Below are 14787 nucleotides of genomic sequence, written 5' to 3' on the forward strand. Positions count from 1 at the left end.
AAAATAAAGTTATAAAATTTGTCAAGGGGAATTTCCAAGAAGACCGATCTTATGGTTAGCGATCTTGATACATTTTTTGGTAGTACGCCCGGTATTCTCCCGATTTGATTTTATACCACCAGTCTGCATGCTCGAGATACCATCGGATGGTTAATTTGAGACCCCCGGTGAAGTCATAGCAGGGTCTCCAGTCTAATTCTCTTTGAATTTTGCTGGAGTCTATAGCATAGCGCCGATCATGTCCAGGCCTGTCCTTCACAAATCGAATCAGAGACTCGGGTTTATTCAACTCCTGTAATATCAATCTTACAATTTCCAGGTTGGTTTTTTCGTTACCCCCTCCGATATTATAAATCTCTCCCGGTTTACCCCTCTGCATAACCGCATCAATCGCCCTGCAGTGATCCTCTACGTATAACCAATCCCTTACATGCAGGCCATCTCCGTATACCGGAAGCTCTTTTCCTTCTAAGGCATTGGAAATCATCAATGGGATGAGCTTCTCCGGAAACTGATAGGGACCGTAATTATTGGAACAGCGGGTTATGTTCACATTTAATCCGAAGGTTTTGTAATAAGCCCGTACCAAGAGATCTGCCGATGCTTTGCTGGCAGAATAAGGACTGTTCGGAGCTAAGGGAGATATTTCGGTAAAATAACCTTCTTTGTCCAGGGATCCATACACTTCATCGGTGGATATTTGAATGTACTTTTTCACCCCATATTTTTTTGCCGCCTCAAGGAGAACCTGGGTTCCTAAGACGTTGGTCCGAACAAAAATTCCAGGATCGGTGATACTCCTATCTACATGGGATTCTGCCGCAAAGTTTATGAGATAATCCACACCACCGGCAACGATTTCCTCCACAAGTTTTTCATCACAGATATCCCCTTTGATAAAGGTATAGTTCGGATGATTCTCAACGCTTTTGAGATTATCTAAATTGCCGGCATAGGTGAGTTTGTCTAAATTGATGATGTGAAATTGGGGATACTTTTCGAGGAGATACAATACAAAATTACTGCCGATAAAACCGGCACCACCTGTAACAAGTACGGTTACATCCTGTCCTTTCATCTAATTCAGGGTAAAACATTCGTGGAGACATCAGGTACCAAATCCTGACCTATCTGACACATATCTTATCTTCTCCAGATTAAATTTCATAAACCTACTATCTACCGACAAATGCTTTACCCTTCTATTAATAATCCCGATTAATACCCATAGCAAGTTCCATAAGAAAATATAAACGTCTACTTTAGAATCGAAAGTGTAGGCTTCCCAATTGGAAGGTCCTGTTTGCTGGGATCCCACAGAATATAGACTTTACCGTAGGTTTCTTCGATGCTCTTGACAGTTTTAGCAGCCTCGTCAGCCGAAAGATCTGGAAGTTTGGCATCTACCTTGGGGATCTCTGTTTTATGGTAGTGCCAGAGCTTTTTTTCCTTTGCATCGAACTTATTATAAATCTCCGGACCTACAATCACCTCCGTGGCTACCAGCCTGGCATCTGGATTATCACTATCGTAAATCTGACATTGCGTCAGACCCCCGGCCACAGGCTTACAGTAATGATGGGCAATCATATCGGATTTACCTGGAAAATGCATTTTCGCATCAACGTGAAGAGTCCATCCATCACTGGGTTTGGTTGCCATGGTGGGTTTGTTTTCTTCCATGGCCGCACCCACAGCTATTTGGATAGAATGAATGAGAAAGAAGCTCAGAAACAGAAATAGAATGAACCCGGTGTTTGGTTTGAAAATCCCTATGCCCATAACTTCCCTCCTTCCTCCTTGAATGAAAAAAACAGCTCCTTGAGTAACCCTCAAGGAGCCATCTTCTTCAGAAGATATTCATCTCAGATGACGAAGAGACCTTACAACCCCTTTATCAAACTTTATCAGTTTGTCAATGTCAAGAAAAATCAAGAAAAATTTGGATAATTTTTTACTCGCCTGAACAACAGGCATGGAAAAGATAAGACTTCTCTGCAGAGGAAGAGTTATTCCCTTGAGGGAAGTCGGGGTCTTTGGAATCATTTTGGTATCTATTCCCAGTAGTAGGACTTATATTTTTCATAATATTCAAAGGTCCTCCGAAGACCTTCTTCAAAGGAGACTTTGGGTTCCCAGCCTACCGTTTTCTTAAACTTGGTATAATCGGCTATATAGTCACCGATTTCTATACGCTTGTGCTCTTCTGGAAAGGGAACCAGTTCATAACTTCCTTCCCCATAAACCTCAATCATTTTTTTGACTAAATCTTCCAGGCTGATGGGAAATCCTCCGAGGTTATAAACCTGACCGTTGGTTTCTTCGCTGGCCATGGCCATTAGCATGGCTTCTACCACGTCATCCACGTAGTTGGTATCCCGGATTTGTTTCCCATCTCCAAAAATTTTCACCGTTTGCTTATCCAGAATTTGTCGGATGAACCAGTTAATAACCCCCTGACGGGGGTGTTTCATTTGATGGCGAGGCCCGTAAGTATTGGTAAGTCGCAGGGAAGTTGCCCGCAGGTTGTAGATTTCGTTATAGAGAATATGATACATTTCACCGGCAACATTGTTGATTCCGTTGACATCGATGGGATGTAGCGGGTGATCTTCATCGATCGGCAAATACCGGGCTCGACCGTACTGGCCTCGAGTTCCTGCAAAGAGAATTTTGACTTCGGGATTAAATTTTCTACAAGATTCCAGAATGGATAGCTGACTGACACAGTTAATCTCTAAATCCGTAAACGGATCTTTCATGCTATCGGTATGGCTCAGAGTCCCGGCCAGGTTGAAGATGTAATCTTTCTTCTGAACCAGATAGTTCATACTGGATCTATCTCGCACATCTGAAATATTCACCTTAACCTTGTCTTCTATACCATGGATATTAAAGATATTTCCACCGTATTCAGGAATGAGGGAATCCACCAGGGTTATACGGGCTCCTAAGGCAGCCAGGCGGTGAGCCAGGGTACTCCCAATAAACCCTAACCCTCCGGTGATCATAACCTCTTTGTTACGAAAGGCATTGTCGTAGTTCATGGGAAGAAATAAAACGTAAAAGAGATCTCCTTTAATTTTGGAATTCCCCTTCTATTCTGTGGGCCAGAGGATTTTTAAGCTTTCCCCTTACACCTCTTCTACGTCGGAATAATAAAATGGCATTTCCAGGTCTTCCTCGGTCTAGCTCTTTAACGTTTTACGTTTTGCCCTTTAATTTTGTCAAGGGGATTCTGGAGATTTGGCCTTAAACTTCCAGTTCTACATAAACGGGAACATGATCTGAACCCGGCAAATGCGAGGTATGAGGAAGGGTAATCTTCTTTGCCTGATGGATAGATCTTATACCTTTAGCCAGGATATGATCGGTCTTTTGGCGGAAGTGGAATCCCAGGAATTTACCAAGGGTTAGAAAATGTCTGGAAGGGTCATCGGGATCGATATGGGAGAAAAGGTCACTGGTCCAGTCTATGGTCTCTGAGCAGTCTATATACCCCTGATTCAGGGCTATTTCTAGCACACTTTGCGTATTCTTTCGGGCTTTGGGGGAACAAAACTCGCCTATGGTATTCAAGTCCCCACAGATGATATCCACATCGACTTTTTGCCGAGAATTTAAAAACTTCAGAACGTGTTGAAGTTGGGCTCGCCGGTGGAGGGGACCCCCTGCAAAATCCATATGAACATTGGTAATCCGGATAAAGTAGCTCTTCAAACCTTCCTCTCCTTCCTTCGAAGGGAAGGGAAACGAAGGATCGGGTTGGGGGGATACCCGAAAGGTTTGGACAAAAGCCGATTTGGTATCCGGGGCTCCCCCTTCGGTCTTCTGTTTTTCGTACCACTTTAACCGACTAACCCGGGGAAGGGGAATCACTTCTTCGGCCATAGAAACCCAGTTTTCTTTAAAGATAAATCCATTTCCATACTCTTTATCCGGATAGGTCATCACTTTCCGATAACTCCATCGATATCCTTTTGGAAAACCTCGGAAAAGTCTGGAAAGTGTATTCTCCCCATTTTTAGGTATACAGGCTTCCTGAACAGCAATAACGTCTGCCTGTTGAAACTCCGGAATGGAGGTAAAGTGGGAAAAGAGACTATCGAAAGCAATACCTCGTTGGATGTTATAGGTAATCAATTTGAGAATCATACTCCGGAGTCTGAGGCCGGAAGTAGGTAAAACGCCCTCGTTTAAGGTTATCAGACAGGCTTCTGAGCCGTTCAAAAAAGGTTTCAGGCCCTATCTCCCGGCTTCTCCAACGATCAGAGAAGGGTAAACGGTATTAATAGGCAACAGCCTCTCCGGTTTCCAGAATCTTTACGCGAATACCTTCTAATTTCTGGGGAATGACCCGTTGCATTTCTTGTACAGGTCTTTTGACATACACTTCGATGGCAACCTGGTCGGGTGCGATATCCGAGAGTCCTATTCCTATTCCAACAACGCCATCTTCATTAAGGATAGCCTCTTCATAACGTTCTTTAATCTTTCTGGCTGCTTCTATGAGTTTGGACGGGATTCCATAGGTTGGCTCCCCGGTTTCCGGAGAGGTCCGTGACGTGCTACAAAAACCTCCTACGCCTACCATACTCACATTCAAGGTAGATAGAACGCTTCCGATGGGATTGGCTAAAGTTCCAGTTCGGTCCCCAGCAAATAGAAGGCCTACGGCTCTTGGGGAAGATGAGCAGTTTTCCACGACAAGGGCACCTGAATCCCCACTGGCACTGAAACTCCCCGGGGCAATCCGGATTTGATTGATAAACTTTGCTGATTTAAGAGGAAACCCGAAACAATTTTTAGGGTATGAAATTTTTGCCGTTACATTCACAGCCGTAATCGTTCCGGTAGTCAAACCCGTCGTACGGCCACTTTTTTTAACCGGCATATTCAAAGCCGGGGCCGCAATGTAGCTGCTCACGTTTCCTATCCCGGCAATAGAACCAGATTGATTAACTTTTCCACTTTCAACAGAGGCAATGGCAGCATCTACGGTATTGGGAGTATTTTTTGAGAAGAGAATAGGCACAAACGCCCAAAGGTTAGCGACCTCATCTGAAGAATCTCTGGAGCAGGTAGGCGTCTGGTCCAAAGACCCGGGTTGAATGATTGCCTCACCGGCTAAACCCCGGTTAATTCTCGCCAGAACATGATTGTTACTTAAAATATATTGGCTTCCAAAGATATCCTGGACCAAAGCTCCCAGGGTTCCGGCACCACAACAATCTTTGATATTTGCTCCAGATGTACCCAATAAAATAGGACGGGACTGTTTATTCCTGTCCCCCCAGGCAACTTGAGCAAGGAACAGAATTATCAGAATGGAAAGTGATAAAGTGACTTTCTTACCATATGGTTTCATAGTTTAAAAAAAGTATTGCCTGGACACATGCCTTGGGTTCAATTAGCCAGAACCGGTTCATAGGATCTTGGGATGATAGAGACCTTTATCCGGCTAATCCAACGGAATGCCAGGTCCTGAGTATAAAGTTTTAAAGCAAGAACAGGTCTTGTGCTTGTCCTCAAGGTCTCTCAAGATTATCTGAGATCCTTATCAGATCCCTCCGGGATTTTTAAAAATCTGGAAGGGTATCTGATGGGCATTTTTAGAACCTTCTTGGGTTTGGGATCCGGGAGGTTGAGGACAGTGATAACTCACCCATCCTGTTGGACACTTTACGGTTGAAAATTATCATTCCAATAAAGAATCTTAAATCCGGAATTTGGATTCACATACTCCACCACCGCTTTAATGGTGCGGCCGACGGAATCATTTTTCAACCTGCCGGTAGACAGGATAGTAAAATGGGAAGACTTTACAATACCTGCATACTTAGGTTGCTTGAAATAACCTTCCTTTTTTCTTTCATCCAGGAGAAGGTCTGCAGTTTTTGATTTATACCTGGCACGGATAACGGGCTCACTGGCCGTATTGATGTTAATCTGCCCCGAACTATCCGTGGTAAGATACTGAGCGATTCCCGTATAGGTAGGTTTTTTTTCACCTTTATCCCGGGAAGGACTATTCGGATCGGTCCCATACAGAATTTCCCGGGTCATCCCTTTAACTAAAAGTAATTCCTCGATGGTATCAAAGTTGGCGTCCTTTGCTTCATAGGGAGGATCCAGCGTTTCATAGTAATCATCTTCAGCCCCATTTAGCAGGTGATTATGGTCGGGATCTCGCCAATCAATAATAGAATCGGCAATGGTATCCCGGATCATTTGATCTTCCACCCCCGAAATGGTAAGCAGTTCTACGAGAACCTGACGGCTAACTAAATTAATATTCAATTTTCTCTCCTCATCTTCGATGGTGTACGAAAAAGTTCCCTTCCCCAAGGGAATCTCAGAGGAGTTCTCTGTGGTCTTGACTTCCTGTGATGCGTTCCCGGATTTTTCCTCCGGTTGAGGTTGATCCCGCAGCTTACCAAATTTCAGATGCCCGTTTTCATCCAGATAGTGAAAATCCACTTCCCCGCCGATTTCTGCCAAAGCTCGATGAATTCCGGCTTCGGCTAAATAGTATCGCTCCATTTCCTCTTTAAAATTGGTGACCACATTCAATTCAGTACCTACATAATGGGAGAATTCAGAAGCCATGACCATGAGCAGGACTACCACCAGAAGAGAGATAATTAATGCCACCCCCGACTCAGACTGCATATTTAACACCTCACCTCCCTGTGAGGACGAAAATTTGCAAATTATGTTCCCGGTTATTTACTTTATTTTCGCTTGTTTTGGCAAACAAGGATTTTGGCATAACTTCTGCTAAGGTTATTCTTGACAGATAACTGTTTCATTTTTTATGATTCTTTCTTATATTTTTATTGTTCTCCTCTATAAATATAAATCAGGTTTTGGAAAGTAAATAAATTATTTATATGGCACGTTCTACCTATCCAAATAAAAAGGGTCTCGGGATAAGTCTTGAAGATGGCCTTTTAACGGCCTTTTACTGGAAAAGAAAGGGAAATACCGTTAAAATTATAGATTCCCTTTTCCTCTCCTCTCTTATTCTGGATGAATCGGTTACGCTAGGTCCTGAAGATTACCAGAAATTAACCGAATTCTTGCACCAATATGGGTCTAAATCTGAGGAGGTTATTGTGGAGATCCCAAGGAATACCGTCCTGGTTAGATATCTTAAACTTCCCTCACTCTCTGATCAAGATCTCGAACAAATGTTGAGTTATGAAGTCGAGCGGCATATTCCTTTCTCCAAATCGGATATCTATTATGATTCTCAAGCTTTGAATCGGGATGAGAAGGAAGCCCGGGTTCTTTTGGTTGCGGCAAAAAAACACCTGGTGGATGCCTGCCTGGACCTTGTTAAAACTGATAAGGTTAAACCCACGGCGGTTTTTGTTTCTTCCTTTTCCCTTCTGAATCTCCTGCTAACTCAATATGCAGGCGAGATAAAACCCGTTGATGGATCATTCTCCCCTTCTCCCATAGGGATTGTAGATATTACTCCCCATCATATAGAAGTTAATTTCTTGTGTGGTAAAAATCTGGAAAATTCCTTTATCCTTCCGATCCGGGAAAAACCCTGGCAGGAACTTCTCAAGAAGATGCCCGGTAAGCCGGAGAAAATCGATGAAGAATTTGATCATTGGATCAACCTGGGAGATGTCCCTCCATTGTCTGAATCCCAGGAAACCACCGGATTACCTGCAGAAAACGGGGATTATCTTCTTCAAAGTTTTATAAAATGGGTGATCAGCGAAGTGGGTAAAGCTTTATTAAAGCACGAATTCATGGGAAAGGGGCGGGTTGAAAAATTAATCCTTATTCAATCGAGAATCCTGGATGTAGAACTTGAACCTGTCTTTAGGCAATACCTGGATATTCCCGTGGAGGTTGCAGACTTTTCTCGGATTCTTAAAGTTAAGAAGAGTCCTCAAATGGCTCTCCTCTGTTCTAAGGCAGGACTTACCTTAAAAGATACAGAAGCCGAGTATTTTAGGTTAGACCTCTTTCCTCGATTTCTAGAAGTTGCGAAACCCCCCAAACTTTATCTGACGGCAACTCTGGTTACTCTCATATTCCTTCTGCTGGGAGGAACTTATCTGGGTAAGTGTTATAAAGATAGAAAAGCGCTTCATTGGGTTCAACAAGAAATAATCTCTATGGAACCTCAAGTAAAATCTGCCATTGAGATGAAGAACCAATTCAGGGGTTTAAAGGAGCAGATCGAAACATTGGCCAATATAGAAAACCAGGGCCCCAGTATGCTGGATATTTTAAAGGAGTTGACTTTGAAAACTCCGGAATATGCCTGGCTAAAAGGGATCAAAGTTGTAGACACCAAGGTTGATATCTGGGGATATAGTAATCATAGCAAAGGAGGTCAGGCTTCGGATCTTATTCGTCTTTTCTCAGATTCGGTTCTTTTTGAAAAACCCAGCTTTTCAGAACCCATTCAAACCATCCGGCAGGATACAGAAACTTTTAAAATGACCATGGAAATCAGTAAACTCAAACAGCGGCAAAAGACTTCAGAAGAAACCTCCCATGAAAAATCCAGTAAGAAAGTTGAAAAAGATAAGGAAGATCGATCCGTTACCCTGACTTCTAATCCGGTGAATAAACCGAATACTTCACCTGCCCGCCTGACGGAGTAGGAACCTGAAATTTACGGTTAAATTCACCGAGGTTTTACCACTTTCCAGGGGGTTTGATACAAGGTAGAATGAAAAAAAGAACTTATATCCTGAGAGAAAAATTATTTATTCTGGCCGGGATCCTGGCTGTAGGATATTTTGGCTATACCTATTTCCTGGAGCCGTTTTTAACTAAGCAACAGGAAGTAGAACGGGAATTGAAGGCCAACATGGAGATTTTGACCCGATACAAACGGATGGTTGCAGAGAAACCAAAATTAGAAGCAGAGATTAAAGCGGCGGAAGATCAGTTAAAAGATCTGGATAAACGCTTTCTCTCCGGTTCAGAACCGGCTCTAGCTGCTTCAGAACTTCAAAAGCTGTTAAGGGAAGTAGCCGCTAAAGTTGGTATAGAAATACAACGGGAGAATCCTATCAAAAAGACTGAAGACGTAAAGATGTACCTCAAAATTCCCGTTAATATTCAATTCACCACCGATGTAAACAAACTCATTCGTTTCCTTTATGAGGTGGAGAATCATACCAAGTTATTAAAAATTTCCGAAATGCAGATTCAAGTCCATGATGAAATTAATGCACGGGCTATCTTTGTAGATTTGACCATAGCGGGAATAGCCAAAAAAACCTAGATCTGAAAACCAGGAAGACCATTTTATAGGCTAGGCACTTGGGGCTACAAAGACCCCGAGGTCGGTGACAAAAATAAATTTTAATTTGAAATGGTCGGGTGTTTTTGTGGCTACAGAAAGGTTATCCAAATAAAAATAAGATGTTAAAGAAAAGTTACATCACTTTATTGAATCTTTTTCTTCTTGTTGTCTTTTCCTATGCTGCCGTTAAAGCCGCTCAAGTATGGTGGCCCTCTGAGCTTATTAAAGATGAAAAGTTAGAAGAGAGGAACCTTCCGACCAAGATAGAAAAAACGGAAATAGCCAGAAAGGTTAAACTGGCCCTTTCAGATTATGAAGTGATAGAGGAGCAAAATTTATTTCACCATACCCGGAAAAAACTTGCAGAGGCCCCTCCACCAACTCCGGCTCCTCAGGTTGCTACGTTTCCGACCCCTCAACCGACTCCTACGCCTCAACCGGAGATTATCAACCCTCCCAGCGTGGTTTTTTATGGGACGAGTCGAGAAGATGGAAATATGTATGCCTTGATTCAGAGTAAGTCCGAGCAAAAACCTCGAAAATACAACCTGAATGAAGAAGTCGACGGGTATAAGATTACCGATATTAAACGAAGTCAGGTGACGTTATCCCGGCAAGGGAAGGACTTTTCCATTAAACTCTGGGAACCCAATCCCAAGAAAAACGCTGGAACACCTCCTATCCAACAACCGGTAATGCAACAACCGGTAATGCAACAACCGAATATTCAGCAACCCATTATACAGCCAGGTGTTATACCCACTCCCATTATGCCCGGGGTGACTCCCAACCGAATTAATAGAGGAAGACCGTTGCCTTATCCCAATCCAGGGCAGCAAATTCCTCAACCGGCAAATCCCTATATCATTCCGCCGGGACAGGAAGGATATAACATCCAGCAACCTCAGCCGGAGCTGGACCAGGACTTTCAAGATACGGAGGAGGGAGAAGAAGGGCCTTCCGGGATACCCTCGGGAATACCTAATGTCTCGCCGCCGGTTCCGGTGTTGCCCAATGGAATATCTCCTAACGTACCGGGAGGAATTCCCTATCCTGTGCCGACACCTATTGTCATTCCTCCAAGATATCATCAATAAAAGAACCCATGACCTGTTGTTCATGGCCCATCAGGTATGAAGAGATACACTGGGGACAAAGGACAACGGGAGATGGAGAAGGACGAAATGCGATGGATCCTGGTGTGGTGTCTGTTGTTGGAGATGCTCTCCGGGTGTAATTCAGAAACAACTTCTTCAGATCCTATAGGACCTACTCGAATTTTAAATGTTCCTTCAGAGTTTGCCACCATTCAGCAGGCTATTAATGAAAGCCGGAGTGGAGATACGATTCGGGTTGCCCCTGGATTCTATCCAGAAAATCTCACCATCGATTCCAAAGCTATAACCCTCCTGGGAGCCGGACGTGGCTCGAGTATCATTCAAGGATTCGTTATCTTTAAAACCAGTCAGGGATCTATCAAAGGATTTACCGTTACGGGAGGAACCTCTTCAGGGATTTATTTGGTGAACTCCAACATGACCATTACAGGTAATGAAATAGACCAGAATACCCTCTCAGGAATTAAAGTAGAGAACTCTACCGGGTTAATCAGTGACAATCAGATTACGAATAATGGAGAAGAGGGGGTTCTGGTCGAGGATACTTCGGGATTGGTGATAGGAGGAAATAACATTTTAAACAATAAAACGGATGGAATTACCCTTGACAACTCCTCCCCGACGATATTAGACAATATCATACAAAACAACGGAGCAGACGGGATTTCTATTCGGGGGTTTGATCGTTTTTCAGCCCCTTTGCTCACAGGAAATAAAATTCAGGCCAATGGAAGTGTGGGCAATTTTGATATTGTTTGTTTAGGGCCTCATACCAATCCGACAGGAAATGGGAATCAGTTCGGAAGTTGTTTTAATTGCTCGGAATGTGCACAACTGGCGGCTCCAGGTGGAGGGCTTTAACTGCCTCGTTAACCCCCTTCATAAGGGAGGACTGACCGTATCCTTGTGATCCATTATGGAGGTCTCAAACCGTTGGAAACGAATATAAATCGGAATCGTTTTATTTTCAGAACCACGATTTGGTTTCTGTTGGTCCTGGCCGTACTGGCGAAGGGATGTGGGGAAAAAGAATTAAATCCCACTCAGCCGGGTGGGGCTGCTGCCGGAAGTGCAAGTTTAGGAGGGGAGGGGGCTGCGTCTATTCAACTTTTTGCAAGCCCCCCCAGTATCACGGCCACCGAGGGAAGTTCTCCCAGCTTTTCGATTACGGCACTGGTTCTCAATCAATTAGGTAATCCCGTTATCGATGGAACCGTAGTTATCTTTACAACAACCTTTGGCACTCTCAGTAGCAATGTGGTAACCACTCAAGGGGGGACGGCTACGGTTACTCTCTCCGGTTTTACAGAAAGTGGGACGGCTACGGTCACCGCTCAATCGGGTAAGGCTACAGCTTCTATTAAATTACGGATCCAATTTGTTGAACCAACCCCCGGTGAGCCTACACCAGTGCCTACCGAAACTCCCACACCCACCAGAACTCCTACAGCCATTCCTACCTCAACACCCATTATTACACCAACTCCCATACCAACCAGAACCCCTACGCCTACGCCCACTCCTACGCCTACACCTACGCCCACCCCTACACGAACTCCTTAGCCTTCTTTTCAGAGGGAGCTTTCCTAAACCTGGAGAACTGTTCAAACCTTCAAACTCCGGAGATAAAACTTTTTTCGCTCCTCAATTTCTACTCTCCCGGTTATAAGCCTTTGCTTCGTCGTTTTTCTTAAATTTTAGTCCTTCCAGCTTACAATATCCTGGTTATAGCCCTCTCCACCCGGTTGTTTATCCGCACCATAGGACAGAATATCAAAATCTCCATGTTCGCCGGGATATCTATAAATATAATCCTGTCCCCAGGGGTCCTTCCCCAACTCTTTTTCCAGGTAGGGCCCTCTCCAATTATCGGCGTCGGAAGGTTTCTCCCTGAGGGCTTTTAACCCCTCTTCGGTCGTGGGATAACGGCCTGTATCCAGTTTAAATAGCTTGACTGCCGTAACCAACTGGTTGATATCATTTTTAGCTCGCAGTTGCCTGGCCTGATCGGTTCTACCGAGAATTCTGGGAAGTACCGTGGCCGCAATAATCCCCATAATGGTGATGACCACAATGATCTCCACCAAACTGAACCCCTTTTGAGATTTGAGGTTTAAGGTTTGGAACTTGAAATTTTTTAATCTATAAAAAATCTGTAGAGTAAACACTTTTATCGGCCATGTCATCATATATCCTCCTGGGTAACACGTAGAACTTCCTCAATACTGGTCACGCCTTGTTTTACCTTCTCCCAGCCATCCTCTCGAAGGGGAACCAGGCCTAAAGCCCGTGCCTTTTCTTTAATAACCGTACTGGGAGCTTTTTCCACGATGAGTTCACGGATAGGTTCTTCGATGACCATGAGTTCAAAGATTCCAATACGCCCTTTATAACCCGTAAACCCACACTCTTCACAACCTTTACCTCGATAAGTGGCGTAACCGGTGGTTTTACCTCGGGTTAATTGGGTTAATTCCATTTTTTTTAAAACCTCCTCGGTCGGCAGATAGGCCTGTTTACAATTCTCGCAATTTACCCGAACCAGTCTTTGAGCCAGCACCCCGATGACCGAAGAGGCTATTAAGAAGCCTTCAATATTCATGTCCAAAAGTCGGGTAATCGCTCCAGGAGCATCATTGGTGTGAAGGGTACTGAAGACCAGATGTCCGGTTAAAGCAGCATGTATAGCAATCTCTGCCGTTTCCCGGTCTCGGATTTCGCCAACCATGATCACATCGGGATCCTGCCTTACAATAGAACGTAATCCGTTGGCAAAAGTTAAATCAATTTTAGGATTGACCTGCATTTGGTTAACCCCTTCCAACTGATATTCAATGGGATCTTCAATGGTAATAATTTTACGATCCCGGCTGTTAATCTGGCTTAGAGCTGCATACAAGGTGGTTGTCTTCCCACTTCCGGTAGGTCCTGTTACCAGAATCATTCCATAAGGTTTTTCAATGAGACTTTTAAAGGCAAGTAAGGACTTCGGCGAGAAACCTAACTGTTCCAAATCTAATCGGATGCTCTCCCGGTCCAGGATTCGAATGACCACGCTTTCTCCATGCAGAGTAGGAAGAGTCGAAACCCGAAGATCTATGGGTCTCCCCATATAATTGTATTTGATACGTCCATCTTGTGGAAGCCTCTTCTCGTCGATTTTCATGTTAGCCAGAATCTTAATCCGTGAGATCACAGCCGCTTTATGTCGTTTCGGGATATTTTCCCGATCATAGAGTAACCCATCGATACGATATCTGACCCGAAGCGCCCGCTCAAAGGATTCGATATGAATGTCACTGGCCCTGCTCTCGATGGCCTGATCAATTAAGAGATTAACCAGTCTTACGATAGGAGCTTCCCGAGCCAGATCTTTTAAATGATCGACATCGGTATCATCCTCACTCCCCGGTGCCGTACCCTCTTCAGTCTCTCCAATCCCTTCTATAAATTTTCCAACCCTGGAAGCATTGTCTCCATAGCACCGTTCCAGGGCGGATAAAATTGCCTCTTCCTCACAGATGTAAACCTCTGGATCATATTTCGAAGAAAACCGGATAGCCTCTAAGGTCGAATAATCAAAAGGATCCGCCATCACAACCTTTAGACTGTCTCCCACGACCTCGAGTGGAAAGAATTTATACTGCTTCATAAACTTAGGACTCAGCGGAAGTTTAACAGGAGAAAGTATTTTATACTGATTAAGATCCAGGTAAGGAATTCCGAGTTGTGAGCTTTTAGCTCGGATTAAAGCCGCAGGAGAGAGAAAATCCATACTTACCAGGATTTCCTCTAAAGGCTTTCCGCTTCTATCGCGTTCTGCTAAGGCCTCTCGAAGTTCCCTTTCTTCAAGAAAGCCTTCCGATAATAAAACCTGTTCTAAGGATTTCCTAGAAGATCCAGCTATCATAAAAAATTTTTGCCTTTGATCGGAGATACGGTCTACCGTTCAAAAACGCCCTGACAAAAAATGATCCTTGAGAAAACATCCTCACCCTGATCCCTTTCTGTAGCAGGTTTAAGGTCATGGCCCTCACCGAATTACCTCTGCTTTAATTTTTCCTCACTTCCCAGGGAAGGAGATTTTAGAGTAAGATTTCTCCTCCCCTGGGATATCCCAGAGAAACAGGAGGGAGAATCTCTCCCAATTACTAAAAAACCTTACCCTCTAAAGCACCCAGACTTTCCCCTTTATTAAGTTTGAGGGTAGAGCCACAACAGCTATGCCCTCTACGGTTTGTGCGGAGTCTTAATGTGGAAAGGGTATCAGACCGATTAATACCAACTATTATATGAACAGTTCTATAGATTTCAAGTATTTTTTTGATTCGATGATATTCCCTTCAAAACATTTGCCATTTACCTCTAATCGGTAACTTCTAC

13 protein-coding genes are annotated in these 14787 nt (G+C 43.8%); 5 read left to right on the top strand and 8 right to left on the bottom strand.

Annotated elements, in window-relative coordinates; genetic code table 11:
- Positions 1 to 55 precede the first annotated feature (55 nt).
- From rfbB to VNM22_07025, 6 genes are all read right to left on the bottom strand, one after another.
- A complete protein-coding gene (rfbB, locus tag VNM22_07000) occupies positions 56 to 1078 on the bottom strand; it encodes a dTDP-glucose 4,6-dehydratase (protein ID HWP46894.1) in 1023 nt (340 codons plus the stop codon).
- A 179-nt stretch (positions 1079 to 1257) separates the two neighbouring features.
- The gene (locus tag VNM22_07005) at positions 1258 to 1782 is read right to left on the bottom strand and encodes a DUF1264 domain-containing protein (protein HWP46895.1); all 525 of its coding nucleotides are present in this window, start codon (positions 1780 to 1782) and stop codon (positions 1258 to 1260) included.
- Between the two features lie 272 nt (positions 1783 to 2054).
- A complete protein-coding gene (locus VNM22_07010) occupies positions 2055 to 3047 on the bottom strand; it encodes an NAD-dependent epimerase/dehydratase family protein (protein ID HWP46896.1) in 993 nt (330 codons plus the stop codon).
- 205 nt (positions 3048 to 3252) lie between these two features.
- On the bottom strand, positions 3253 to 4155 hold the full coding sequence (locus VNM22_07015) for an endonuclease/exonuclease/phosphatase family protein (GenBank protein ID HWP46897.1): 903 nt from the start codon (positions 4153 to 4155) through the stop codon (positions 3253 to 3255).
- 133 nt (positions 4156 to 4288) lie between these two features.
- Positions 4289 to 5368 (bottom strand): hypothetical protein, encoded by a 1080-nt coding sequence (locus tag VNM22_07020; protein ID HWP46898.1) that lies wholly within the window; start codon positions 5366 to 5368, stop codon positions 4289 to 4291.
- Positions 5369 to 5682: 314 nt separating this feature from the next.
- Entirely contained in the window at positions 5683 to 6672 is a 990-nt protein-coding gene (locus VNM22_07025) for a hypothetical protein (GenBank protein HWP46899.1), read from the bottom strand.
- A 221-nt stretch (positions 6673 to 6893) separates the two neighbouring features.
- Here VNM22_07025 and pilM point away from each other — a divergent pair, with 221 nt between their 5' ends.
- From pilM to VNM22_07050, 5 genes are all read left to right on the top strand, one after another.
- Complete coding sequence (pilM, locus tag VNM22_07030; protein ID HWP46900.1) at positions 6894 to 8636, top strand: pilus assembly protein PilM; 1743 nt, start codon at positions 6894 to 6896, stop codon at positions 8634 to 8636.
- A gap of 68 nt (positions 8637 to 8704) precedes the next feature.
- Positions 8705 to 9265: a type II secretion system protein GspM gene (gspM, locus tag VNM22_07035; GenBank protein HWP46901.1), complete on the top strand. Its 561-nt coding sequence runs from the start codon at positions 8705 to 8707 to the stop codon at positions 9263 to 9265.
- 140 nt (positions 9266 to 9405) lie between these two features.
- Complete coding sequence (locus VNM22_07040) at positions 9406 to 10383, top strand: hypothetical protein (GenBank protein HWP46902.1); 978 nt, start codon at positions 9406 to 9408, stop codon at positions 10381 to 10383.
- Positions 10384 to 10419: 36 nt separating this feature from the next.
- Positions 10420 to 11265: a right-handed parallel beta-helix repeat-containing protein gene (locus VNM22_07045; protein HWP46903.1), complete on the top strand. Its 846-nt coding sequence runs from the start codon at positions 10420 to 10422 to the stop codon at positions 11263 to 11265.
- A gap of 72 nt (positions 11266 to 11337) precedes the next feature.
- Positions 11338 to 11967 carry an Ig-like domain-containing protein gene (locus VNM22_07050; GenBank protein HWP46904.1) on the top strand — a complete coding sequence of 210 codons (630 nt, stop codon included), beginning with the start codon at positions 11338 to 11340 and terminating at the stop codon, positions 11965 to 11967.
- 134 nt (positions 11968 to 12101) lie between these two features.
- Here the strand turns inward: VNM22_07050 and gspG are convergent, their stop codons facing one another.
- Together gspG and gspE are read right to left on the bottom strand one after the other, a co-directional pair.
- The gene (gspG, locus tag VNM22_07055) at positions 12102 to 12593 is read right to left on the bottom strand and encodes a type II secretion system major pseudopilin GspG (GenBank protein ID HWP46905.1); all 492 of its coding nucleotides are present in this window, start codon (positions 12591 to 12593) and stop codon (positions 12102 to 12104) included.
- Positions 12590 to 14314, bottom strand: coding sequence for a type II secretion system ATPase GspE (gene gspE / locus VNM22_07060; GenBank protein HWP46906.1), 1725 nt, complete (start codon positions 14312 to 14314; stop codon positions 12590 to 12592). The genes gspG and gspE overlap by 4 nt, the downstream gene beginning before the upstream one ends.
- Between the last annotated feature and the right edge of the window lie 473 nt (positions 14315 to 14787).

The sequence above is a fragment of the Candidatus Limnocylindrales bacterium genome (assembly GCA_035559535.1).
GTDB lineage: Bacteria > Moduliflexota > Moduliflexia > Moduliflexales > JAUQPW01 > JAUQPW01.